The sequence below is a fragment of the Xenorhabdus poinarii G6 genome (genome assembly GCF_000968175.1).
GTDB classification, from domain to species: domain Bacteria; phylum Pseudomonadota; class Gammaproteobacteria; order Enterobacterales; family Enterobacteriaceae; genus Xenorhabdus; species Xenorhabdus poinarii.
Window position 1 is genome coordinate 21,859 of record NZ_FO704551.1, and the last position, 24,062, is coordinate 45,920.

The 24,062-nt window shown below is 45.7% G+C and carries 18 protein-coding genes, 1 tRNA gene and 3 rRNA genes; 6 read left to right on the plus strand and 16 right to left on the minus strand.

The features are described 5' to 3' along the window. Positions 1–29 precede the first annotated feature (29 nt). The 11 genes from atpG to asnC form a co-directional block, all read right to left on the minus strand. A complete protein-coding gene (gene atpG, locus XPG1_RS00075; protein ID WP_045957272.1) occupies positions 30–893 on the minus strand; it encodes a F0F1 ATP synthase subunit gamma in 864 nt (287 codons plus the stop codon). 58 nt (positions 894–951) lie between these two features. Further along, positions 952–2,493: a F0F1 ATP synthase subunit alpha gene (gene atpA / locus XPG1_RS00080; protein ID WP_045957273.1), complete on the minus strand. Its 1,542-nt coding sequence runs from the start codon at positions 2,491–2,493 to the stop codon at positions 952–954. 14 nt (positions 2,494–2,507) lie between these two features. Next, positions 2,508–3,041, minus strand: a complete 534-nt coding sequence (atpH, locus tag XPG1_RS00085) for a F0F1 ATP synthase subunit delta (RefSeq protein ID WP_045957274.1) — start codon at positions 3,039–3,041, stop codon at positions 2,508–2,510. Positions 3,042–3,053: 12 nt separating this feature from the next. Further along, entirely contained in the window at positions 3,054–3,524 is a 471-nt protein-coding gene (atpF, locus tag XPG1_RS00090) for a F0F1 ATP synthase subunit B (protein WP_045957275.1), read from the minus strand. 55 nt (positions 3,525–3,579) lie between these two features. Then, a complete protein-coding gene (gene atpE / locus XPG1_RS00095; protein WP_041982947.1) occupies positions 3,580–3,822 on the minus strand; it encodes a F0F1 ATP synthase subunit C in 243 nt (80 codons plus the stop codon). A 47-nt stretch (positions 3,823–3,869) separates the two neighbouring features. Continuing rightward, on the minus strand, positions 3,870–4,694 hold the full coding sequence (gene atpB, locus XPG1_RS00100; protein WP_045957276.1) for a F0F1 ATP synthase subunit A: 825 nt from the start codon (positions 4,692–4,694) through the stop codon (positions 3,870–3,872). Between the two features lie 31 nt (positions 4,695–4,725). Continuing rightward, positions 4,726–5,103, minus strand: a complete 378-nt coding sequence (atpI, locus tag XPG1_RS00105; protein WP_045957277.1) for a F0F1 ATP synthase subunit I — start codon at positions 5,101–5,103, stop codon at positions 4,726–4,728. Between the two features lie 617 nt (positions 5,104–5,720). After that, positions 5,721–6,341, minus strand: a complete 621-nt coding sequence (rsmG, locus tag XPG1_RS00110) for a 16S rRNA (guanine(527)-N(7))-methyltransferase RsmG (RefSeq protein WP_045957278.1) — start codon at positions 6,339–6,341, stop codon at positions 5,721–5,723. An 11-nt stretch (positions 6,342–6,352) separates the two neighbouring features. Beyond that, complete coding sequence (gene mnmG, locus XPG1_RS00115) at positions 6,353–8,242, minus strand: tRNA uridine-5-carboxymethylaminomethyl(34) synthesis enzyme MnmG (protein ID WP_045957279.1); 1,890 nt, start codon at positions 8,240–8,242, stop codon at positions 6,353–6,355. A 375-nt stretch (positions 8,243–8,617) separates the two neighbouring features. After that, on the minus strand, positions 8,618–9,058 hold the full coding sequence (gene mioC, locus XPG1_RS00120) for an FMN-binding protein MioC (protein ID WP_045957280.1): 441 nt from the start codon (positions 9,056–9,058) through the stop codon (positions 8,618–8,620). 89 nt (positions 9,059–9,147) lie between these two features. Then, positions 9,148–9,609, minus strand: coding sequence for a transcriptional regulator AsnC (gene asnC / locus XPG1_RS00125; RefSeq protein WP_045957281.1), 462 nt, complete (start codon positions 9,607–9,609; stop codon positions 9,148–9,150). A gap of 165 nt (positions 9,610–9,774) precedes the next feature. Here asnC and asnA point away from each other — a divergent pair, with 165 nt between their 5' ends. After that, a complete protein-coding gene (gene asnA / locus XPG1_RS00130) occupies positions 9,775–10,767 on the plus strand; it encodes an aspartate--ammonia ligase (RefSeq protein WP_045957282.1) in 993 nt (330 codons plus the stop codon). A 3-nt stretch (positions 10,768–10,770) separates the two neighbouring features. On the opposite strand, the gene viaA is transcribed toward asnA, so the two are convergent. Both viaA and ravA read right to left on the minus strand, forming a co-directional pair. Further along, positions 10,771–12,228 carry an ATPase RavA stimulator ViaA gene (viaA, locus tag XPG1_RS00135; protein WP_045957283.1) on the minus strand — a complete coding sequence of 486 codons (1,458 nt, stop codon included), beginning with the start codon at positions 12,226–12,228 and terminating at the stop codon, positions 10,771–10,773. 4 nt (positions 12,229–12,232) lie between these two features. Next, on the minus strand, positions 12,233–13,735 hold the full coding sequence (gene ravA, locus XPG1_RS00140; RefSeq protein WP_045957284.1) for an ATPase RavA: 1,503 nt from the start codon (positions 13,733–13,735) through the stop codon (positions 12,233–12,235). A 184-nt stretch (positions 13,736–13,919) separates the two neighbouring features. On the opposite strand from ravA, the gene rbsK reads away from it, so the two are divergent. Beyond that, positions 13,920–14,849: a ribokinase gene (gene rbsK, locus XPG1_RS00145; protein WP_045957285.1), complete on the plus strand. Its 930-nt coding sequence runs from the start codon at positions 13,920–13,922 to the stop codon at positions 14,847–14,849. Positions 14,850–14,896: 47 nt separating this feature from the next. Here the strand turns inward: rbsK and mdtD are convergent, their stop codons facing one another. Beyond that, entirely contained in the window at positions 14,897–16,294 is a 1,398-nt protein-coding gene (gene mdtD, locus XPG1_RS00150) for a multidrug transporter subunit MdtD (protein WP_045957286.1), read from the minus strand. 597 nt (positions 16,295–16,891) lie between these two features. Between mdtD and XPG1_RS00155 the strand changes: the two genes are divergently transcribed. From XPG1_RS00155 to rrf, 4 genes are all read left to right on the plus strand, one after another. Beyond that, positions 16,892–18,434, plus strand: a 16S ribosomal RNA gene (locus XPG1_RS00155). A gap of 87 nt (positions 18,435–18,521) precedes the next feature. Then, positions 18,522–18,597 (plus strand) — tRNA-Glu (locus tag XPG1_RS00160). Between the two features lie 183 nt (positions 18,598–18,780). Further along, positions 18,781–21,688: ribosomal RNA gene (locus XPG1_RS00165) — 23S ribosomal RNA — on the plus strand. A gap of 80 nt (positions 21,689–21,768) precedes the next feature. Then, positions 21,769–21,884: ribosomal RNA gene (gene rrf, locus XPG1_RS00170) — 5S ribosomal RNA — on the plus strand. Together the 16S, 23S and 5S rRNA genes with 1 tRNA gene alongside form the textbook arrangement of a ribosomal RNA operon. An 89-nt stretch (positions 21,885–21,973) precedes the next feature. Here the strand turns inward: rrf and actP are convergent. Next, positions 21,974–23,626, minus strand: coding sequence for a cation/acetate symporter ActP (gene actP / locus XPG1_RS00175; RefSeq protein WP_045957287.1), 1,653 nt, complete (start codon positions 23,624–23,626; stop codon positions 21,974–21,976). Further along, complete coding sequence (locus XPG1_RS00180) at positions 23,623–23,934, minus strand: DUF485 domain-containing protein (protein WP_045957288.1); 312 nt, start codon at positions 23,932–23,934, stop codon at positions 23,623–23,625. The genes actP and XPG1_RS00180 overlap by 4 nt, the downstream gene beginning before the upstream one ends. Positions 23,935–24,062: the final 128 nt, after the last annotated feature.

Consider the following 24,062-nt stretch of genomic DNA (forward strand, 5'->3'; position numbering starts at 1 on the left):
ATCCTCTACGTAATTCGTAAACCTAGCTGTTAAACCGCAGAAGCACCTGAAACGATTTCGGTGAGTTCCTGAGTGATGCTGGCCTGACGAGCCTTGTTGTAAACCAACTGCAACTCTTTGATCAGGTTGCCGCCGTTATCGGTCGCGGCTTTCATCGCGACCATTCGTGCGGCCTGTTCACTAGCCAGGTTTTCAACGACGCCCTGATAAACTTGCGATTCTATATAACGGCGCAGCAGGGTATCCAACAGCGCTTTAGGATCAGGTTCATACAGATAGTCCCAGGACTTCTTCTTCAGTGTTTCATCGTCTCCGGCTGGCAGAGGCAATAACTGAGTGATTGTCGGAACCTGAGACATTGTATTCATGAACTTGTTTGTCACTATATACAGTTTATCCAGACGCCCTTCGTCATATGCTTGCATCATGACGTGGACTGGCCCGATCAATTCGGACAATGATGGGTTATCTCCCATCCCTGTTACTTGAGCAACAATGTTGCCGCCAACAGAAGAAAAGAAAGAAACCGCTTTCGATCCAACAAGCGCCAAGTCAACTTGGACGTTTTTATCAGACCAGTCTTTCATTTCTATCAGCAATTTTTTGAACAAGTTAATGTTCAAACCACCACATAAACCACGGTCAGTCGAAACAACCACGTACCCAACACGCTTCACTTCGCGCTCTTCAAGGTATGGATGTTTATATTCCAAATTACCTAACGCAAGGTGTCCAATCACACTGCGAATGGTGTCTGCATAAGGACGGCTAGCCGCCATGCGATCCTGCGTTTTACGCATTTTGGACGCGGCGACCATTTCCATCGCTTTAGTGATTTTTTGCGTGTTCTGCACACTGGCGATTTTGGTACGTATCTCTTTTGCGCCGGCCATTTCTGCTTCTCCTCATTAACCAGACGGCCCATGTTCAATCAAACAGGGCCGAATAGTGTTACCAGGACTGAGTCGCCTTGAAGGATTCCAACAGCGCTTTCAGCTTCGCTTCAATCTCTCCATTGTAATCACCAGACTGGTCAATCTCTTTCAGCAGATCAGCATGTTCACGGCTAGCATATGCCAACAGTGCAGCTTCGAAACTGACCACTTTCGCGATTTCGATATCTTCCAGATAACCACGCTCAGCCGCAAACAGAGACAATGCCTGCTGTGCAATGGACATAGGCTGATACTGTTTCTGTTTCAGCAACTCAGTAACTTTCTGACCATGATCCAACTGCTTACGCGTTGCATCATCCAGATCAGAAGCAAACTGGGAGAAGGCCGCCAATTCACGATACTGAGCCAGAGCGGTACGAATACCACCAGACAGTTTCTTGATGATCTTAGTCTGAGCAGCACCACCAACACGGGATACGGAAATCCCTGGGTTAACGGCCGGACGGATACCTGCGTTGAACAGAGAAGATTCCAGGAAGATCTGACCATCAGTGATGGAGATAACGTTTGTTGGTACGAACGCTGAAACGTCACCCGCCTGAGTTTCAATGATTGGCAGTGCAGTCAGAGAACCTGTTTTACCTGTTACTTCACCGTTGGTGAATTTTTCAACGTATTCAGCATTCACACGCGCAGCTCGCTCCAGCAAGCGGGAGTGCAGGTAAAAAACGTCACCAGGGAATGCTTCACGTCCAGGTGGACGACGTAACAACAGGGAAATCTGACGGTATGCTACAGCCTGTTTAGACAGGTCATCGTAAACAATCAGGGCATCTTCACCACGATCACGGAAGTATTCCCCCATCGCACAGCCAGAGTATGGTGCAAGATATTGCAACGCCGCAGATTCAGAAGCGGATGCAACAACAACGATCGTGTTTTCCAGTGCGTTATGCTCTTCCAGTTTACGCACTACGTTAGCAATGGTAGAGGCTTTCTGGCCAATCGCAACATAGATACATTTGATACCAGAATTACGCTGGTTGATGATCGCATCGATAGCCAGAGCCGTTTTACCGGTCTGACGGTCACCGATCACCAACTCACGTTGACCACGACCAATTGGGATCATGGCATCAACGGATTTGTAACCTGTCTGGACAGGCTGGTCAACGGATTGACGATCGATAACGCCTGGCGCGATAACTTCTACCGGTGAGAAGCCATCGTGCTCAACAGCACCTTTACCGTCAATTGGCTCACCCAGAGTGTTAACAACACGCCCCAGTAGACCACGACCAACAGGTACTTCTAAAATACGGCCGGTACATTTGACTTTCATGCCTTCGGCCAAGTCAGAATACGGCCCCATCACAACCGCACCTACAGAGTCGCGCTCCAGGTTCAGTGCAATTGCGTAACGGTTGCCAGGCAGAGAGAGCATTTCACCCTGCATGACATCAGCTAAACCGTGGATACGAATGATACCGTCGTTAACGGAAACAATCGTACCTTCATTGTGAGCTTCACTCACGACATTGAACTGAGCAATACGCTGTTTGATCAGTTCGCTGATTTCGGTGGAATTCAGTTGCATATGCTCCAGTCCCCTTAAGACTGCAAGACGTCTGTTAAACGATTCAGACGGCCACGAATACTGCCATCGATCACCATGTCACCCGCGCGAATAATCACACCGGCCATAACAGACTTGTCAATTTTGCAATTCAGCTTCACTTTGCGTGACAGACGTTTTTCCATCGCCGCAGAAATTTTAGTCTGCTGCTGCTCATTCAGTTCGGATGCAGAAATCACTTCAACATCAATAGTTGATTCGAGTGACGCACGCAATTGGGTAAATTGCAGGAAGACTTCTGGCAATACCAGCAAGCGACCATTTTCTGCCATGACACGAATAAAGTTCTGAGCATGCTCATCAACCTGCTCACCACAAAGAGTGATGAAAGTTTTGGCTAACGTTTCCGGTGCCAATGAACCGGAAAGCAGCTCACCAACCTGCTCATTGCGAGTAACCTCAGCAACGAACGCTAGCATGTTCTGCCAGTGTTCAATGGATTGGTGTTCTACAGCAAAGTCAAAAGCTGCTTTGGCGTAGGGGCGAGCTACCGTAGCAAATTCAGACATGCCCCTCCCTCCTTACAGTTCAGCGACCAGTTTATCAACGATGTCGCTGTTAGCAGCTTCATCCACGGAACGTTCGATGATTTTCTCGGCACCTGCGATTGCCAGCATCGCAACCTGTTTACGTAACTCTTCACGAGCGCGTTTGCGTTCAGCTTCAATTTCAGCCTGCGCCTGCGCTACGATTTTGTTACGTTCCAGCTCTGCTTCTGCTTTAGCGTCATCAATGATTTGAGCTTTTTGTTTATTCGCTTGCTCAATGATAACTTGTGCATCAGCTTTCGCTTTTTTCAATTGGTCGGTCGCATTGGCTTGCGCTAAGTCCAGGTTCTTTTTAGCACGTTCTGCCGAAGCCAAACCGTCAGAAATCTCCTTCTGACGCTTTTCAATGGCCGCCATAATGGGTGGCCATACATACTTCATGCAAAACAAAACAAACAGGACAAACGCGACGGCCTGGCCGAGGATTGTTGCGTTAATATTCACGGCACAATACCTCTATTTCAATTAATGAATTGGCGTAATTTTCAGTTCTGCTACTTTACTTACCACCAACAGCGAACATCATAAATAAGCCCAGACCCACAGCAATCATCGGGATGGCGTCAACCAGGCCCATGACGATAAAGAACTGCGTACGCAGCAGAGGAATCAGATCAGGTTGGCGAGCAGCGCCTTCCAGGAATTTCCCTCCGAGGATGCCGATACCGATCGCAGCACCAATAGCCGCCAAACCCATTAGAATAGCGGCAGCTATGTACAGCAGATCCATGTTTATATCCATGACAGTCTCCAGTTTGTTTCAGTTAAAACACAATGATTGATAAAAAATTAATGCTCTTCAGATGCCATCGACAGATAAACAATCGTCAGAACCATGAAAATAAAGGCTTGTAACGTGATAATCAGTATGTGGAAAATCGCCCACGGCAGGCTGAGTAACCACTGTGCGCCCACTGGTAAAAGGGCCGCAATAAGAATAAAGATCAATTCGCCAGCATACATATTACCAAACAGTCGCAGACCGAGTGATATAGGCTTAGACAGCAAACTAACCCCTTCCAAAATTAAGTTAATCGGAATAAACAGTGGATGATTGAAAGGCTGCAATGTCAGCTCCTTCGCAAAACCCCCTATTCCTTTCATCTTAATGCTGTAGAACAAAATGAGGACAAAGACACCGAGAGCCATCGACAAAGTCACACTGACATCTGCGGTTGGAACAATACGCAGAGCCGGCAAGCCGAAGGCGTGTTCACCGATATAAGGAATAAAATCGACTGGCAGCAAGTCCAATGCGTTCATTAGTAACACCCAGACGAACACGGTCAAAGCCAAAGGCGCTATCACTTTGCTCTTGCCGTGATACATATCACGAACGGTGCCATCAACGAAACCGATTACCATTTCTATTGCAGTCTGGAATTTCCCCGGAACACCATCAGTGGCGTGAACCGCGGCTTTTCTGAATACAAATAGAAACAACATCCCTAATACGATGGAGAAAAAAAGCGAGTCAATGTTCAACGTCCAGAACGTCGCCTCATAACCACTAGCGTGGGGATTGACCAACTCAAAGGTACGCAAGTCCAACTGAAGGTGCTTCAGATGATGACTTATGTACTCCGAAGTTGAAATTTCTCCTGATGCAGACATGATGCTTTTTACCCTTTTGTTGTTAAAAACGCTAACCGTTCATTACGGCAGGTGCGATGATCTGCACAATCAGCACCGCTAAATAAGCCACACCAAGTGGTGCAAATGCCGCCTTGAACACCCCTAAAGCGACTATTAGCACGGTTATCGTAATGATAACCTTAACCCCTTCGCTAATTGCAAAAAACCATGCAATGCGTACCGGAACACCTTCTTCTTTCACTTTTTGGAAGCGGCTAAGCAACATAAAAATGGCATTTGGTAGCCAACATGCTAACCCACCAGCGAAAGCCGAAGCGCCCCACTCGATACTTTTAGTGCAAAACGCCACACTGAGAATAACAAAAGTCATTAACTGCAAAAGTAACAGTTTCAATGCCATTCTACCGCTGTAAAGGGATACAGACATGACTTTTGTTTTCTCCCTGAGGGTTACACCATCGCATATCAGGCTTTGCTAAATAATAGCTGTATCAAACTGGCTTTGCTTAAGAGTGTCAAGTGACAAAAACGTGCAAATTATACGGGCAGCCAAAATGAATTCAATCCATAAGTAGCGAAAAAGTGAATAATTAATTAAATTTCTAACTTTGGTGCTAGATCGCTCACAAATACTATTTAATATTCTGCAATCTATGAGGGGATAACTTCAATATTAAACGTGATATACATCACATCAAGTAAAACCATTAATTATTTTTATCATTAAATCGATGATAGAAACATTTTGTTTTTTCCTACAAATAATCAGTCAATTAAGATTAGATCTGTGTATTTTTATCTGATATGACGATAAAAAAGATTAAATGTTTATTTTGCTCACTTTCTCTAAATTTTACTTATCAATAAAATTGCTAGAAATCGCTAGAAAGAAACGTTATTCCAATATAAAAATAACGTGGATTTTCTGTGAACTCCCCGTAAATAAAGTAAAATCCCTAAGAAGAATAATGAGTAACGGCCGTTACATTTTTGAATGTCGTTGACGTCACTCATTATTTGCGTTTTTATTGACAAATAGCAAAGTTAGTTTGACTTAAGTATAACCAGATGACGTTGCTCATCCAAATCGATAACCTGGAGAGGAATAATCGTATCCAACTTAATCTCTCTAGGTAACTGAGCTAATTCATCTTTCGGTAATGCGCCTTTTAAGGCGTAAAAACGCCCTTCAAGTGGCTTGGTCAGATGACGACACCATGACAGCATGTCTTGCAATGAAGCAAATGCACGGCTGATGACCCCGTCAAAAAGGGGCTCTGGAATGAATGCTTCAACCCGGCTTTGTACAGGCTCAATATTGGCTAAACCTAATTCATGCTGAACCTGGCGTAAAAAGCGTACCCGTTTTCCCAAACTGTCCAATAGCGTGAAATGAGCATCGGGACGCACAATGGCCAGTGGAATGCCGGGTAAACCCGGTCCTGTTCCTACGTCAATAAACCGCGTTCCGTGCAGGTATGGGTTAACAACGATGCTGTCCATGATATGCCGAACCAACATCAGATCCGGATCTCGGACAGATGTCAGGTTATAAGCTTTGTTCCATTTATTCAGCATACCGACATAGGCCACGAGCTGCTGTTTTTGTTCCAGTGATAACTCAATATCCGTTTTTGCCAGCAATGATTCCAATTTGTTAAGCAAAATGTGTCCCCTTAGGCGCTACGACGCAATAAACCTTGTTTTTTCAGCCATACCAGTAAAATAGAAATAGCGGCAGGTGTGATGCCTGAAATACGTGAAGCTTGGCCAATGGAGCTTGGTTTGTGGTCATTCAGTTTTGCAATCACTTCATTGGAAAGCCCATTGACTTGTTGATAATCCAAATCAACGGGTAATGCGGTATTTTCATTACGCAATTGTTTTTCAATCTCTTCCTGCTGACGAGCAATGTAACCTTCGTACTTCACTTGAATTTCAACCTGATCCGCAGCCTGAGGCTCTGTTAATCCCGGTGAAAAACGCGGTAATGAAGTCAGCAAGCGATAATTAATCTCAGGACGACGTAGCAAATCTTCCCCGTTAGCTTCTTTTGACAACGGTGTTTTCAACATTTGGTTGATATCCGCTAAGTTGTCAGAGTGAGGATGCACCCAGATATTGCTCAAACGCTGGCGTTCTTGCTCGATCATTTCAACCTTGCGGCAATAATGTTCCCAACGGAGATCATCAACTAAGCCAAGCTTACGACCCTGTTCAGTCAGACGAAGATCCGCATTATCTTCGCGCAGCATCAAGCGGTATTCAGCACGGGATGTGAACATACGGTAAGGTTCTTTTGTACCGAGTGTACATAGATCGTCAACCAATACACCAATATACGCCTGATCACGGCGTGGGAACCAACCTTCCTCGCCCTGGGCATAACGTGCTGCGTTAAGACCGGCTAATAACCCTTGTGCGGCGGCTTCTTCATATCCTGTCGTACCATTAATTTGGCCGGCAAAGAACAGACCATGGATAAATTTGCTTTCCAGTGTTTGTTTTAAATCACGTGGATCAAAGAAGTCATATTCGATCGCATAACCAGGTCGGATGATACGGGCATTCTCCATTCCTTTCATGGAATGAACGATTTGCATCTGAACATCAAATGGTAAACTGGTTGAAATGCCGTTTGGATAGATTTCGTTACTGGTTAATCCCTCTGGTTCCAAGAAGATCTGATGAGCATTACGATCCGCAAAACGCATGACTTTGTCTTCAATGGAAGGACAGTAACGAGGGCCGATCCCTTCGATGATCCCCGCATACATTGGACTACGATCCAAGTTATTACGGATCACCTCATGAGTTTTCTCGTTGGTGTGGGTGATGTAGCACGGGATCTGCTGTGGATGTTGATCAATGTTTCCCATGAATGAGAATACGGGGGTTGGATTATCGCCCCATTGTTGTTCAAGCTGATTAAAATCAATCGTCCGGGCATCAATGCGGGGAGGTGTTCCTGTTTTCAGGCGAGCCACGCGTAATGGCAGTTCACGTAAACGGTGAGATAATGAGATCGCAGGAGGATCACCCGCACGCCCGCCACTGTAGTTTTCCAATCCAATGTGGATCTTTCCATCAAGGAAAGTTCCTACGGTTAAAACCACAGATTTAGCTTTGAATTTCAAACCCATGCGGGTAGTGACACCGGTAACCGTATCATTTTTAACAATAAGATCTTCAACGGGTTGTTGGAAGATCATTAAATTAGGTTGATTTTCCAGTGCGGTTCTTACTGCCTGTCGGTAAAGTACGCGATCCGCTTGTGCTCGTGTTGCCCGAACTGCCGGGCCTTTGCTGGCATTGAGTGTTCTGAACTGAATACCAGCCTGGTCCGTGGCTTTTGCCATTAGGCCGCCCAGTGCATCGATCTCTTTTACCAGATGCCCTTTACCGATCCCACCAATGGCTGGATTGCATGACATCTGGCCCAAAGTATCAATATTGTGAGTCAGTAATAAGGTTTGACGCCCCATACGTGCTGAGGCCATCGCTGCTTCAGTACCGGCATGACCCCCACCGATAATGATGACGTCAAAGTGATCTGGATAAAACATGTACGAACCTTCAATTGTGAGAATGCTTCATGTGCATTAGGGAGAGAATTCTACTCAAGTTTGGACTTAAGACCAAGAGGTGAGAGATCATCAGTATTTAAAATAAGATCTTTTTATTTAAAGATCTTTTTATTAGATCTTTTATTAGGATCACGATCATCTGTGGATAAGTGGATTTTCCATATAAAGATCATAACACTGTAAAGGATCATTTGCTGTGAATGATCCGTGATCCAACTCAGTATAAGCTGGGATCTAAATGGGTAGTTATTCACAGGTACTGGATTGAAACTGAGTTATTAAATGGATAACTACGGGTTAACCCCTGCTTTTCAGATTAGTTATCCACAGTTGATCGTTATATTTTTAACCAGATCAGAGTAACTTTGCCCACTTTTTAACCCATTCTTCGGCTGGATCTTCGGGAATCTCGTGCTGCAAAATGTCGATTTCCAGTCGATCGCCGATCCGTTTTGCGCCGTGATCCGCGAATAAACGTTCCAGTGATCTTATCGCACCACAAAATGTATCATATTCGGAACTGCCAATACCAACGGCCCCAAATGTGATCTTGCTGAGATCGGGGTGGTGTTGTGTGATCGCATCAGCTAGAGGCTGAATATTATCAGGTAAATCTCCTGCGCCATGCGTTGAAGTAACCACAAGCCATAATCCTTCAAGCGGAAGATCTTCCAGTGAAGGGCCATGCAGCACTTCTGTTGAAAACCCGTCATTTTCTAAGATCTCAGCCATATGTTCTGCGACATATTCGGCGCTACCTAGTGTACTACCGCTGATTAAGGTTACTGTACTCATCATGATCCTTGCTAAATTAAAGAACAACTATTGTATGTGGTGAATCCATTGGGATCTACCTGTGGATAATGTGGTTAACCGTTTTTGGGTTAAGGTTTTATTGTCCTCATGATGGGATTTTGCAGGGAGATCAATGTTTCTGTTGACTGGATTTCGTCAATAGTCTGTATTTTATTGATCAGTACATCCTGGAGAGCTTCGATGGATCGACACATGACCTTAATGAAAATGCTGTAGTGCCCTGTGGTGTAATAAACTTCAACAACTTCATCAAGCATATCCAGTTTTTTTAATGTTGTCGGATAGTCTTTGGCACTTTTCAATATAATGCCGATAAAACAGCACACATCGAACCCCAATTGTTTGGCACTAATATCAACCCGAGTACCTGTGATGATCCCCGACTGCTTCATTTTTTCTACGCGGACATGAATTGTTCCTGGACTAACAGCAAATTTTTTGGCTAATTCGGCATAAGGTGTACGTGCGTTTGCCATTAAAGCGTGAAGTATGTCGCGGTCTAAATTATCGATCTGATAAATTTCTGCCATTTTTAATCCCCATTTTTAAATAATATTCATTTTTATAGTGTAAAAATTATCATTTATTTATCATATTCACTATTTTTATTATCAGATATTGAATTTGTACCTCATTTTGTTGCTTAATCTATATCAACAGGACTCAGGGCCACCAAAAATTTTGAGAGCAATATCATGAAAACATCCTTCATTGAAAAACAGCAGCAGATTAGTTTTGTGAAATCCTACTTTTCTCGTCTGTTAGAAAAACAGCTTGGTTTAATCGAAGTTCAAGGACCTATCTTAAGTCGTCTGGGTGATGGTACTCAGGACAACTTATCTGGCCATGAAAAAGCGGTTCAGGTGAAAGTGAAAACTTTACCGGATGCTACATTTGAAGTTGTTCATTCTCTGGCGAAATGGAAGCGCAAGACGTTAGGCCGTTTTGGTTTTCAAGCTGGACAAGGGTTGTATACCCACATGAAGGCACTGCGTCCTGATGAAGATCGCTTGACTCCTATCCATTCTGTCTTTGTTGATCAGTGGGATTGGGAAAAAACGATGGGTGAAGATCAGCGTTCACTCGACTATTTAAAACAGACAGTAGGTAAAATCTACGAAGCAATAAAAGAAACACAACAAGCAGTAAGTAAGGAATTTGGTCTGGCACCGTTCCTGCCAGATCAAATTCACTTTATTCACAGTGAAGCGCTTCTGAAACGTTACCCTGATCTGGATGCTAAAGGTCGTGAGCGTGAGGCTGCCAAAGAGTTTGGGGCAATTTTCCTGATGGGAATTGGTGGTCAGCTGTCTGATGGTCAGGCACATGATGTACGTGCGCCAGATTATGACGACTGGACTACACCAAACAGTGATGGTTTCTTTGGTTTAAACGGTGACATTATTGTCTGGAACCCTGTGTTGCAGGATGCTTTTGAAATCTCTTCAATGGGAATTCGTGTTGATGCTGAAACGTTGCAACGCCAGCTTGCACTGACGGGTGATGAAGATCGTTTGCAATATGATTGGCATAAGAGGTTGATTAAAGGTGATATGCCACAATCCATTGGTGGTGGTATCGGGCAATCCCGTTTGGTGATGTTGTTGCTGCAAATGTCACATATCGGTCAGGTTCAATGCGGTGTTTGGTCACCTGAAGTAATTGAATCCGTAGAGGGTGTACTCTAAATTTTAAGTTCGCCACCTTCTGCGTAAGCGGCTAATAGGCCCGGTATCAAAATGCCAGATATGATCAAATATCCTCATGATACCGGGCTTACCATAATGGGAAAGGGAGACCGCATGGAAGCGGTGTTGTTGATGCTGTTGCAGATTTTTTATCTGATGGATTAGAGAGCCTGGCAAACGTTGGGCAATGAAATCTGAAATAACAACAGCATCAGCATCTTTCCAAATATTTTCTGTCATTTTTTCAACGGTGGCATGTAAACAAGAGGCTAAATCGGTTCCTCCTCTGAATGTTTGTCCTAGAAAATGCATGGCTTGCGTTAACCCTTCTGGTGAGGTCAAATCATAGTGAACAAGTGCTGTCGAAAACAACATGATATGGCAGTGGCGGTTATCCTCTAGTGCTATACGCATCAAGGCCAGGCAGAATGCTTTTGCACACCCTTCATTAAATCTCCCCATTGAGCCTGATGTATCGACACAAACAATAAAGGGTCCCCGGGGTTGTTTTTCATTGTGGCGATGAATAACAGGTTTGAGTGTCGTCCTTAGTTGCCAGTTGTCGCCTTGTAGGCGATAGGACAGTAGTTTTTTTTCGACCAATCGCCGGTAAAATTCATCCTCTAATTCTTCAATCCCTAGCATAACCATCTCTGTGGGCAATAGTCTTAAGATATCGTCATCTTGTCTAATTCCACTGATTTGCTCAGGCAGGATATCCGGTATTCTTTCTTGTTGAGTACAGGGTTCCAGAATAGGGCTTTCTTCGGGAATTGATTTGGCTGTCTGACTGCGGCCAAGGCGTTGCGCCAGTTTTTCCAGTTCGGGTTGTTGCTTGAGAAAGTCAGCGTAGCGCGTAAATAGCGGTATGTTTTGTGACGTCAGATGAAACTGTCCTTTACTCATGTCCCATAATCGGCCAGCAGTGCGATCATTGTGATCAAAAATGGGATCAAGGTTAGCGCTTAGGGCTAATTGATTCTGGATCTCTGCGAGTCGTTGTTCTTTTTCCTGCTCTAAGAGAGCCTTGTTAAAGGTTGTCGCTTGCAGGATCAGGCTAAGACGCCAGCGTTGAAGAAACAGCATGTGTCCTGAAGAGGTGTATTCAGTGAGTGCTTTGGCTAATGTATCGGCTTCATGGGCAAAGGGAGATTCAACTTGTTGAAGTTTATCCACAATATGAGCTACCTGTTGATAGAAATCTGTCGTGTCAATTGTCTGAGCGTGTTGGTATAACTGAAACTCTTCGGCTAATGAAGCAGGGATAAGCGTTTCCTTGATCCTTTGCTGTAATGTTTGTTGCCATGCAGGGAGATCGTTTAATAATGCGCGTTTAAGTCGTGGGAATTTACGGAAGAAAATAACCAGTTGAGGGGTATCTGGCAGGGTTAAAATGATCTCTTCGATCAGCTTGTTTTCATTGATCGCAAGTAAGAGATCAAGTTTGCCCAGTGTTAACATGTTGCTACCTCATTTTTGATCTCAACTGTTTTTGTTGCTCGGTGAGTTGAAGAAAGCTTTGCTCAATGCTGGCAAGCCAATGTTCTTCGATAAATAAACAGGGTTGGTGCTGATTAAATAAATGATGTTGTTGTTGTATTTCATTGCTGATGGCTATCAGCTTTTCATTCCATTCTTTATGGGGATTTTCCGAGGTTATCGATGGTTTGCCAGATTGGCAGAGAACGGCACTATTACGGCTAATATCCAGCACGGTCAGCCGATTCTTTTCGTTGATTTCTGCGGTGATGGGTTGTGGGAAACCGATACCATTTAAGCTGGCAGAGAGTTTTCCTGTATTATTTTTTAGGGTGTTTTCCAGTGATTTTTTCTCTATTTCGATGAAATTGACTTCGATATCATGCAGATGTAATGAAGGATGTAAAAACAAAGTCAGTTTTTCATCTGTAATATCGTCAGGCAGTGAATAGCGGATTTTGCGGCCAAACAGAGAGGATTTGCTGACTAACTGCAGGGGGGGATGGTCATTTTCATTCTGATTGGCTTGTATCCATTGGTGGTATAACTTATCCATTTTCTGCATGAGAGTATATTGTAGATAAGCTTGTTCTGTTAATAAGGACAGCAAGAATTGGCGCAACAGTTTTAACGTGCTGGAGTTGTGCCATAGACAATCTTTTAATAGCACCATATCTAATGGCGTTATCTCGCTTCTCCCACTGAAAAAAGCACTCGCTTGTAATAAACGAATCGATTTTTTCCAGCGGCGATCGGATATGTCAGGCGTATTCCCAGCCACATTGATTTGTTGGCGTAGTTGATAGATCAGTTCAAAGATATGATCCGGCAGGGATATATGGTTGATCTTATCTTGCCATTGATGAAATTCGTGATCTGTGATTTGAAGATGGGTGGGGACAGGATTGTCATTTTCATTGTTTCGATCAGTCAGCAAAGCGCGAAAGTTTCTCTTTTCCTGAATTTTGTCTAACCAGAGTCGGATCAACATGCGATCGTAGAGTGCGTCCAGATTGTTATCACTTTCCGGGAGTTCATTGGATGCTGTCACCAGTAAACGCATGGGGATAAGTTCTTCTTGATTGCCATTTCTGAATTTCTTTTCATTAATGGCAGTCAGTAAGGTATTCAAAATAGCAGGGCCAGCTTTCCAAATTTCATCGAGGAAAACGATTTCAGCTTCCGGTAAATAACCTTCAGTAAGACGTTGATAACGCCCTTCATCTTTGAGTGCCTGAATAGAAAGGGGGCCAAAAATCTCTTCGGGGGTGGAAAAGCGGGTCATCAGGTACTCAAAAGCGCGGGCGTTCTGAAAGGCAAACTTGAGCCGACGTGCGATAAGGCTTTTGGCGATTCCCGGGGGACCAAGAAGAAAAATGCTCTCTCCGCATAAAGCGGCTAGTAGACAAAGGCGAATAGCTTGTCGCCTTTCATATAAGCCACTTTCCAGATGCTGGCTTAACAGAGATATTTTCTCAACTAATTGCATACTATTTACACCATAGTTCGTATAATCACCTTCCTTTATGTATAGATAAAATTCACACTCTGCAAAGATTTTGATGATAACTTATCCATCTGCAATGGTATGGCTTAAAAATCGATTTAGACTAACTCGTTAAATAGGCTAGTTTTTATGACTGAATGACTATTTTTATACAGGAATAAAGGTAATGAGTATGGCAAAACTGGTGGTGATGGGTAGCATCAATGCAGATCACATATTGGATCTCGATTCTTTTCCTCAGCCAGGGGAAACTGTAAAAGGAAAACAGTATCAGGTTGCCTTTGGAGGCAAAGGCGCAAATCAGGCCGTTGCTGCTGGTCGGTGTGGCGCTAACACAACATTTATTGCGTGTGTTGGACAAGATGATATTGGTGCGCGTATTTGCCAACAGTTGGCAGAGGATAATATCAACACTTCGTCAATTGAAGTTATTGAAGGTGAAACCACCGGAGTTGCTCTGATTTTTGTCAATCGGCAGGGGGAAAATGTGATTGCTATTCATGCCGGCGCAAATGAGCGTTTAACACCAGATTATTTCCTCCGTTATAGCCATGTGATTAAAGATGCTGATGCATTGTTATTACAGCTTGAAACACCACTGGAAACAGTACAGCTTGCCGCTGAAACCGCCAGAAAGCATCAGGCTAAAGTGATTTTGAATCCGGCTCCCGCACAGAAACTCTCAGATCAGTTGCTTTCGCTGGTAGATATTATTACGCCGAATGAAACAGAAGCAGAATGTTTGACGGGTATTGCTGTAAAAGATGATGTTGGAGCAGAAAAAGCCGCTCAGGCCTTACATGCTAAAGGTATAAAAACGGTGATTATCACACTAGGTAGCCGAGGCGTATGGTTGGGGGAGAAAGGGAGTCAAGGTAAAATTGTTCCCGGATTCAAAGTAACAGCCATCGACACCATTGCTGCGGGAGATACATTTAATGGCGCTTTGCTAACGGGATTACTGGAAGGGAAGGACATGTTGCCGGCGATCCGTTTTGCCCATGCTGCGGCTGCGATTGCCGTGACACGTCGGGGAGCGCAGCCTGCAATTCCGTGGCGAAATGAAATTGATGCATTTTTATCTGAACAGGATTAACGGTGGCTGCCATGAAAAACCTCGCCTCTCGCTCAGTGTCGAAAACATCATTTTTTAGGTTGCTTTTTCTTAACTAAATTGCTGCCATCTTCCTTAGTTAAAAGCAGAAAGATAAAAGCAGAAGCCAAAGTAATCATACCTATTGTAATAAATGTATAGTGAAAGTGTTCTACCGTAGAACCATAGCGCATTGACTCATAAAATCGCAGAATTGCAGCACTGGTCGTCACACCTAAACTGATGGATAACTGCTGAGTAACAGCTAACAGACTATTACCCGCGCTGGCATTATCATCATTCAGATCACTCAAGGTAATTGTATTCATTGCGGTAAACTGTGTGGACATCATCATGCCCAATATAAAAAGGGGAACTATCAAAAAGGCGATAGGGAGTTCTGGGGTCTGTAGCGAAAATTGTGAAATCATGACACCAATAATGACCGTGACCCAAATAAGTGTGTTGCGATATCCAAAACGAGTCAATATCTGGGTGACAAAGGATTTGGCTAAAATCGAACCAATTGCATTGGGTGCCATCATTATTCCTGCCATTAGGGCTGAAAAACCAAACCCCACTTGCAGCATCAAAGGAATAATAAATGAAAGCGCCCCAGTTCCCAGACGGGTAGCAAGATTGCTAACAATGCCAAGTGAGAATGTGCGTGTCTGGAATAAATGAAGGTTAATGAGAGGATTAGCGTGTCTTTTTGCATGAAAGATATAGCCCAGTATCATGATAAGACCGCTAGAAAATAAAGCGAGAGGAACATAGCCAGAGAGAGTCTGATGTCCAAATAAGTCAAAACTGATAGAGATTACCACCAATCCCATGCTAAACAATATGAATCCCAGAAAATCAAAAGGGCATTTGGGCATAGTTAAGTTGGGCATATTCTTTTTGGCATAAATGATACCTAATAATCCAATGGGAATATTAATGATAAAGATCCAATGCCATGTTGCATAAGTGACTAATATCCCACCAAGCATTGGGCCTAAAATTGGACCCAGTAATCCCGGCATACTGACAAAGTTTAAAATAGGTAGCAGTTCGCTGCGCGGATATGCTCTTAGTAAAGCCAAACGTGCAACAGGCATCATCATAGCGCCGCCTATACCTTGAATCACTCTGGAGACCACTAAAAAAGAGAGATTAGGTGATAATGCACAAGCGAGTGATCCTAAAGAAAAGAAGGAAACAGCATAAATGAATACAGTTCGAGTACCAAATCGATCAGCTAGCCAACCGCTTACAGGAATGAGCATGGCGACAGTTAAAGTATAACTGACGATAGCGGATTGCATCGTCAGCGGAGAATGATCAAGGCTTTTAGCAATCGCCGGTAGTGCGGTGTTAAGAATGGTGGCATCTAAAGACTGCATAAAAAAAGCCATCGCTGCGATCCAAGGTAACCCCGACATACTGCGTGCGGATTTAACCATTTAGGTATCCCGTTTATTTTTTCATGGTAGTTAGTGAATACATAATACCTCAATACATTAAACTCAAACTATTTTCTGGTTACTAATAAATCAATTATATCGTCCAAGGGGGGTGTTTGTGACTACGGACATTGTTATAGACAAGCGCTCTCACCATCTTGTGTGTTCCATCGTTTTTGTAATAGCCGTCTAAATCGTCAATTCTAGAATAAAAAAAGCGCATATTTGTTTGTTTTGTTGAAAAAAAACACGAACAGAAAGAAAATTCAAAAAAAACGATTGCCAGCGCCGTAAAAGTCCCTATAATGCGCCACCACTGACCGACGCCACGCTGAAACAAGCCGCGCCGGGCAGGGAGAAGAAAGCGAAAATAAACGCTTGACTCTCGAGGCGAAAAGCGTAAGATACGCAGCCTCGCAACCCGGCAGCGATGCCCGGTTGACACGCTCTTTAACAAATTAATCAGACAATCTGTGTGGGCACTCGCAAGACCCTATCTCAACGCCGAAAGGCGAAAAAGATTATGCAAGTCTTAAAGAGTGACTAACAGTGAATTCATTATGAATAAACCGTTTAATTCTTTGAGCATCAGACTTTTAATTGAAGAGTTTGATCATGGCTCAGATTGAACGCTGGCGGCAGGCCTAACACATGCAAGTCGAGCGGCAGCGGGAGAAAGCGTGCTTTCTTGCCGGCGAGCGGCGGACGGGTGAGTAATGTCTGGGGATCTGCCCGATGGCGGGGGATAACCACTGGAAACGGTGGCTAATACCGCATAATCTCTGTGGAGCAAAGTGGGGGACCTTCGGGCCTCACGCCATCGGATGAACCCAGATGGGATTAGCTAGTAGGTGGGGTAAAGGCTCACCTAGGCGACGATCCCTAGCTGGTCTGAGAGGATGACCAGCCACACTGGGACTGAGACACGGCCCAGACTCCTACGGGAGGCAGCAGTGGGGAATATTGCACAATGGGCGCAAGCCTGATGCAGCCATGCCGCGTGTATGAAGAAGGCCTTCGGGTTGTAAAGTACTTTCAGCGGGGAGGAAGGCGGCAGCCTGAATAAGGTTGGCGTTTGACGTTACCCGCAGAAGAAGCACCGGCTAACTCCGTGCCAGCAGCCGCGGTAATACGGAGGGTGCAAGCGTTAATCGGAATTACTGGGCGTAAAGCGCACGCAGGCGGTCAATTAAGTTAGATGTGAAATCCCCGGGCTTAACCTGGGAACGGCATCTAAGACTGGTTGGCTAGAGTCTCGTAGAGGGGGGTAGAATTCCACGTGTAGCGGTGAAATGCGTAGAGATGTGGAGGAATACCGGTGGCGAAGGCGGCCCCCTGGACGAAGACTGACGCTCAGGTGCGAAAGCGTGGGGAGCAAACAGGATTAGATACCCTGGTAGTCCACGCTGTAAACGATGTCGATTTGGAGGTTGTGGCCTAGAGCTGTGGCTTCCGGAGCTAACGCGTTAAATCGACCGCCTGGGGAGTACGGCCGCAAGGTTAAAACTCAAATGAATTGACGGGGGCCCGCACAAGCGGTGGAGCATGTGGTTTAATTCGATGCAACGCGAAGAACCTTACCTACTCTTGACATCCACGGAATTTTGCAGAGATGCGAAAGTGCCTTCGGGAACCGTGAGACAGGTGCTGCATGGCTGTCGTCAGCTCGTGTTGTGAAATGTTGGGTTAAGTCCCGCAACGAGCGCAACCCTTATCCTTTGTTGCCAGCACGTAATGGTGGGAACTCAAGGGAGACTGCCGGTGATAAACCGGAGGAAGGTGGGGATGACGTCAAGTCATCATGGCCCTTACGAGTAGGGCTACACACGTGCTACAATGGCAGATACAAAGAGAAGCGACCTCGCGAGAGCAAGCGGACCTCATAAAGTCTGTCGTAGTCCGGATTGGAGTCTGCAACTCGACTCCATGAAGTCGGAATCGCTAGTAATCGTAGATCAGAATGCTACGGTGAATACGTTCCCGGGCCTTGTACACACCGCCCGTCACACCATGGGAGTGGGTTGCAAAAGAAGTAGGTAGCTTAACCTTCGGGGGGGCGCTTACCACTTTGTGATTCATGACTGGGGTGAAGTCGTAACAAGGTAACCGTAGGGGAACCTGCGGTTGGATCACCTCCTTAAACCGACGATAGGTTATTGTTGCAGTGCTCACACAGATTGTCTGATGAAAATGAAGAAGAAGCAGCGCGTCTGCGAAGAAGACAAATGTCCCCTTCGTCTAGAGGCCTAGGACACCGCCCTTTCACGGCGGTAACAGGGGTTCGAATCCCCTAGGGGACGCCACGCTGCGGGGAACGGGTGAAAGGCGTAACCAACTGTATTTTTAAGTGGGCTGGTGACAGCCGATTTACAAATCATGCTCTTTAACAATCTGGAACAAGCTGAAAATTTGAAACACTCAGTGCTGTCAAGACAGTATTGAGGCGTCTCTCAACCCGCATCTCCGAAGACACCTTCGGGTTGTGAGGTTAAGCGAATAAGCGTACACGGTGGATGCCTAGGCAGTCAGAGGCGATGAAGGACGTGCTAATCTGCGATAAGCGCCGGTAAGGTGATATGAACCGTCATAGCCGGCGATGTCCGAATGGGGAAACCCAGTGTGACTTGTCACACTATCATTAACTGAATTCATAGGTTAATGAGGCGAACCGGGGGAACTGAAACATCTCAGTACCCCGAGGAAAAGAAATCAACCGAGATTCCCCCAGTAGCGGCGAGCGAACGGGGAGCAGCCCAGAGCCATCAGCAGTGTCAGCGTCAGGAGAACGGTCTGGAAAGGCCGGCAGTAAAGGGTGATAGCCCCGTATCCGAAGGCGTTGGCAGTGTGAGCTCGATGAGTAGGACGGGACACGTGGTATCCTGTCTGAATGTGGGGGGACCATCCTCCAAGGCTAAATACTCCTGACTGACCGATAGTGAACCAGTACCGTGAGGGAAAGGCGAAAAGAACCCCGGCGAGGGGAGTGAAAGAGAACCTGAAACCGTGTACGTACAAGCAGTGGGAGCACCCTTTGGGGTGTGACTGCGTACCTTTTGTATAATGGGTCAGCGACTTATATTCTGTAGCAAGGTTAACCGTATAGGGGAGCCGCAGGGAAACCGAGTCTTAACTGGGCGTTAAGTTGCAGGGTATAGACCCGAAACCCGGTGATCTAGCCATGGGCAGGTTGAAGGTTGGGTAACACTAACTGGAGGACCGAACCGACTAATGTTGAAAAATTAGCGGATGACTTGTGGCTGGGGGTGAAAGGCCAATCAAACCGGGAGATAGCTGGTTCTCCCCGAAAGCTATTTAGGTAGCGCCTCGTGAATTCATCTTCGGGGGTAGAGCACTGTTTCGGCTAGGGGGTCATCCCCACTTACCAACCCGATGCAAACTGCGAATACCGAAGAATGTTATCACGGGAGACACACGGCGGGTGCTAACGTCCGTCGTGAAGAGGGAAACAACCCAGACCGCCAGCTAAGGTCCCGAAGTCATGGTTAAGTGGGAAACGAAGTGGGAAGGCTCAGACAGCCAGGATGTTGGCTTAGAAGCAGCCATCATTTAAAGAAAGCGTAATAGCTCACTGGTCGAGTCGGCCTGCGCGGAAGATGTAACGGGGCTAAACCATGCACCGAAGCTGCGGCAGCGACACTTAAGGTGTTGTTGGGTAGGGGAGCGTTCTGTAAGCCGTTGAAGGGGGACTGTGAGGTCTGCTGGAGGTATCAGAAGTGCGAATGCTGACATAAGTAACGATAAAGCGGGTGAAAAACCCGCTCGCCGGAAGACCAAGGGTTCCTGTCCAACGTTAATCGGGGCAGGGTGAGTCGACCCCTAAGGCGAGGCTGAAAAGCGTAGTCGATGGGCAACAGGTTAATATTCCTGTACTGGTGATAATTGCGATGGGGGGACGGAGAAGGCTAGGCAGGCCGGGCGACGGTTGTCCCGGTTTAAGGATGTAGGTGGGTGAGCCAGGTAAATCCGGCTGACCATGACACTGAGGTCTGATGACGAGTCACTACGGTGGCGAAGTTGCTGATGCCCTGCTTCCAGGAAAAGCCTCTAAGCTCCAGATTATCATTAATCGTACCCCAAACCGACACAGGTGGTCAGGTAGAGAATACTCAGGCGCTTGAGAGAACTCGGGTGAAGGAACTAGGCAAAATGGTGCCGTAACTTCGGGAGAAGGCACGCTGGCGCTAGGTGAAGGACCGCGCGTCCGGAGCTGAGGCCAGTCGCAGAGACCAGCTGGCTGCAACTGTTTAATAAAAACACAGCACTGTGCAAACACGTAAGTGGACGTATACGGTGTGACGCCTGCCCGGTGCTGGAAGGTTAATTGATGGGGTTAGCCGCAAGGCGAAGCTCTTGATCGAAGCCCCAGTAAACGGCGGCCGTAACTATAACGGTCCTAAGGTAGCGAAATTCCTTGTCGGGTAAGTTCCGACCTGCACGAATGGCGTAATGATGGCCAGGCTGTCTCCACCCGAGACTCAGTGAAATTGAACTCGCTGTGAAGATGCAGTGTACCCGCGGCAAGACGGAAAGACCCCGTGAACCTTTACTATAGCTTGACACTGAACATGGAGCCTTGATGTGTAGGATAGGTGGGAGGCCTGGAAGTGTGGACGCCAGTCTGCATGGAGCCATCCTTGAAATACCACCCTTGAATGTTTGATGTTCTAACGTGGACCCGTCATCCGGGTTGCGGACAGTGTCTGGTGGGTAGTTTGACTGGGGCGGTCTCCTCCCAAAGCGTAACGGAGGAGCACGAAGGTTAGCTAATCACGGTCGGACATCGTGAGGTTAGTGCAAAGGCATAAGCTAGCTTGACTGCGAGCGTGACGGCGCGAGCAGGTACGAAAGTAGGTCTTAGTGATCCGGTGGTTCTGCATGGAAGGGCCATCGCTCAACGGATAAAAGGTACTCCGGGGATAACAGGCTGATACCGCCCAAGAGTTCATATCGACGGCGGTGTTTGGCACCTCGATGTCGGCTCATCACATCCTGGGGCTGAAGTAGGTCCCAAGGGTATGGCTGTTCGCCATTTAAAGTGGTACGCGAGCTGGGTTTAGAACGTCGTGAGACAGTTCGGTCCCTATCTGCCGTGGGCGTTGGAAGATTGCAAGGGGCTGCTCCTAGTACGAGAGGACCGGAGTGGACGCACCACTGGTGTTCGGGTTGTCATGCCAATGGCATTGCCCGGTAGCTAAGTGCGGAAGAGATAACCGCTGAAAGCATCTAAGCGGGAAACTTGCCTTAAGATGAGTCTTCCCTGACCCTTAAAGGGTCCTGAAGGAACGTTTAAGACGAAGACGTGGATAGGCTGGGTGTGTAAGCGTAGCGATACGTTGAGCTAACCAGTACTAATGAACCGAGAGGCTTAACCTGACAACACCGAAGGTGTTTTAGTGGGGCAGAGAGAAAGTTTCAGAGAGAAACAGCTTGTTCGAGATTGAAAACCGGATTTGTCTGGCGGCAATAGCGCGGTGGTCCCACCTGACCCCATGCCGAACTCAGCAGTGAAACGCCGTAGCGCCGATGGTAGTGTGGGGTCTCCCCATGTGAGAGTAGGACACTGCCAGACATTCATTAGTCAGAGAAGCCATCCGTCACCGGATGGCTTTTTTGCGTTGGGGAGAATTTGATTTAACATTTTAGAAAAGCCACTTTAAATTAATGTGCTTTTCCCTGCCCAATTCCAATCCCTGTTTGTGAACAAATAAACTGCTCACGAAACATGACCCTTTCCTGTGCTCCTTGTTCTGATGTGTCTGTAATTGAAAACAACCAAGCGCCAACAAAGGCGACAAACATAGAAAATAGTGCTGGATATTCATAAGGATAAATCGGTTTTTCATGACCAAGAATACTGACCCAAATTGTCGGCCCCAGGATCATTAATATAACCGCTGTTAGTAATCCTAACCATCCACCAGCCAGCGCTCCGCGTGTGGTCAGCTTATTCCAGTACATTGACAATAAAATAATAGGGAAATTACAACTCGCAGCGATGGAGAATGCTAAACCAACCATAAAAGCAATATTTTGCTTTTCGAACAATATTCCCAGACCAATAGCCACTAATCCCAGAATAACGACCGTAATTTTGGAGATTTTTAACTCGTCCCGTTCATGAGCTTGTCCCTTTTTAAGCACATTTGCATAGAGATCATGGGATACTGCTGAAGCGCCAGCTAATGTTAATCCTGCTACGACAGCTAAAATAGTGGCAAAGGCAACCGCAGAGATAAAACCAAGGAAAAAATCGCCGCCAACGGCACTTGCCAGATGGACTGCGGCCATATTTGTACCACCGATTAAGGCTCCTGTCGCATCTTTGAATGAGGGATTAGCACTGACCAATAAAATGGCACCAAATCCGATAATAAACGTCAGAATATAAAAATAACCGATAAACCCGGTTGCATAGAAAACACTCTTACGGGCTTCTTTTGCATCACTGACAGTAAAAAAACGCATGATAATATGGGGTAATCCCGCAGTACCGAACATTAATGCCAATCCTAAAGAGAGTGCTGAGATAGGATCAGAAACTAACCCTCCGGGACTCATGATGGCTGGCCCAAGCGAGTGTACAGCTATAGCCTCTTTAAACAGGGTATGAAAGTTAAAATTAACGGCTTTCATCACGATCAACGCCATAAATGTTGCCCCTGCTAATAGCAGAATAGCTTTAATAATCTGAACCCATGTTGTTGCCAGCATCCCACCAAACAACACATAAAGCACCATTAAAATACCAACTAGAATAACTGCGACGTAATAATTCAACCCAAATAATAGTTCGATAAGTTTTCCTGCTCCCACCATCTGAGCTATCAGGTATAACGCCACAACAACCAGTGATCCTATTGCGGATAAGGTACGGATTGGACCCTGTTTCAGTCGATAAGAAACGACATCAGCAAAAGTGTAACGCCCTAAGTTTCTTAATCTCTCGGCAATCAGAAAGAGAATAATTGGCCAGCCCACAAGGAAACCAATGGAATAGATCAAACCATCATAACCGGAGGTATAAACCAGCGCTGAAATTCCCAGAAAAGAGGCTGCGGACATATAGTCACCTGCTATTGCCATTCCGTTCTGAAACCCTGTAATGCGCCCACCAGCGGTATAATAATCTGAGCGTGAAATCGTCCGTTTTGAAGCCCAATAAGTGATACCCAGAGTGAAGCCAACGAATAACAGGAACATGACTATTGCCTGAATATTCAAAGGTTGTTTTTCTACATGACCTGAAATGGCATTTGCTTGAGTGAGTAAAGGAAAGAGGGAGAAAAAGAGAAGTAATAGGATTTTTTTCATTTTCCCACCTCATTAAGAAGCGTTGACGTCAGACGATCAAATTCACCATTCGCCCTCACTACATAAATGCCTGTTAATAGGAAAGAAATAAAAATGATCCCGATCCCAACAGGGATTCCCAGCGTGATCGTGGTGTTTTCATGAAGTTGTGTTCCAAGCCATTCAGGAACAAAAGCAATCAGGAAAATAAAACCAACATAAAGCACTAACATCATGATGGACAATAGCCAGGCAAAACGCCCTCGCTTCTTCACTAACGCCTTAAAGCGGGGATTATTTTCAATCTTTTGATAAATGTCATCACTCATTGGTGTATCTCCTTGTTGATTTTAAACGGAACACCTTAAGCTATATAATGAGTGGATAGCCGTATCCGACGGAATTCATGACGATTAGCCACCTCCTTGCATAGCTCAGTGCTTTCGGTGATACGTTA

Excerpts from the sequence above, each read along its gene's own strand:
- ravA (WP_045957284.1), bottom strand. The coding sequence starts at position 13,735 with ATGCAATTAGTTGAGAAAATATCTCTGTTAAGCCAGCATCTGGAAAGT.
- XPG1_RS00180 (WP_045957288.1), bottom strand. The coding sequence starts at position 23,934 with ATGAGTGATGACATTTATCAAAAGATTGAAAATAATCCCCGCTTTAAG.
- rbsK (WP_045957285.1), top strand. The coding sequence starts at position 13,920 with ATGAGTATGGCAAAACTGGTGGTGATGGGTAGCATCAATGCAGATCAC.
- actP (WP_045957287.1), bottom strand. The coding sequence starts at position 23,626 with ATGAAAAAAATCCTATTACTTCTCTTTTTCTCCCTCTTTCCTTTACTC.
- atpG (WP_045957272.1), bottom strand. The coding sequence starts at position 893 with ATGGCCGGCGCAAAAGAGATACGTACCAAAATCGCCAGTGTGCAGAAC.
- atpH (WP_045957274.1), bottom strand. The coding sequence starts at position 3,041 with ATGTCTGAATTTGCTACGGTAGCTCGCCCCTACGCCAAAGCAGCTTTT.
- asnC (WP_045957281.1), bottom strand. The coding sequence starts at position 9,609 with ATGGCAGAAATTTATCAGATCGATAATTTAGACCGCGACATACTTCAC.
- atpI (WP_045957277.1), bottom strand. The coding sequence starts at position 5,103 with ATGTCTGTATCCCTTTACAGCGGTAGAATGGCATTGAAACTGTTACTT.
- mioC (WP_045957280.1), bottom strand. The coding sequence starts at position 9,058 with ATGAGTACAGTAACCTTAATCAGCGGTAGTACACTAGGTAGCGCCGAA.
- mnmG (WP_045957279.1), bottom strand. The coding sequence starts at position 8,242 with ATGTTTTATCCAGATCACTTTGACGTCATCATTATCGGTGGGGGTCAT.
- asnA (WP_045957282.1), top strand. The coding sequence starts at position 9,775 with ATGAAAACATCCTTCATTGAAAAACAGCAGCAGATTAGTTTTGTGAAA.
- atpB (WP_045957276.1), bottom strand. The coding sequence starts at position 4,694 with ATGTCTGCATCAGGAGAAATTTCAACTTCGGAGTACATAAGTCATCAT.
- atpE (WP_041982947.1), bottom strand. The coding sequence starts at position 3,822 with ATGGATATAAACATGGATCTGCTGTACATAGCTGCCGCTATTCTAATG.
- atpA (WP_045957273.1), bottom strand. The coding sequence starts at position 2,493 with ATGCAACTGAATTCCACCGAAATCAGCGAACTGATCAAACAGCGTATT.
- viaA (WP_045957283.1), bottom strand. The coding sequence starts at position 12,228 with ATGTTAACACTGGGCAAACTTGATCTCTTACTTGCGATCAATGAAAAC.
- mdtD (WP_045957286.1), bottom strand. The coding sequence starts at position 16,294 with ATGGTTAAATCCGCACGCAGTATGTCGGGGTTACCTTGGATCGCAGCG.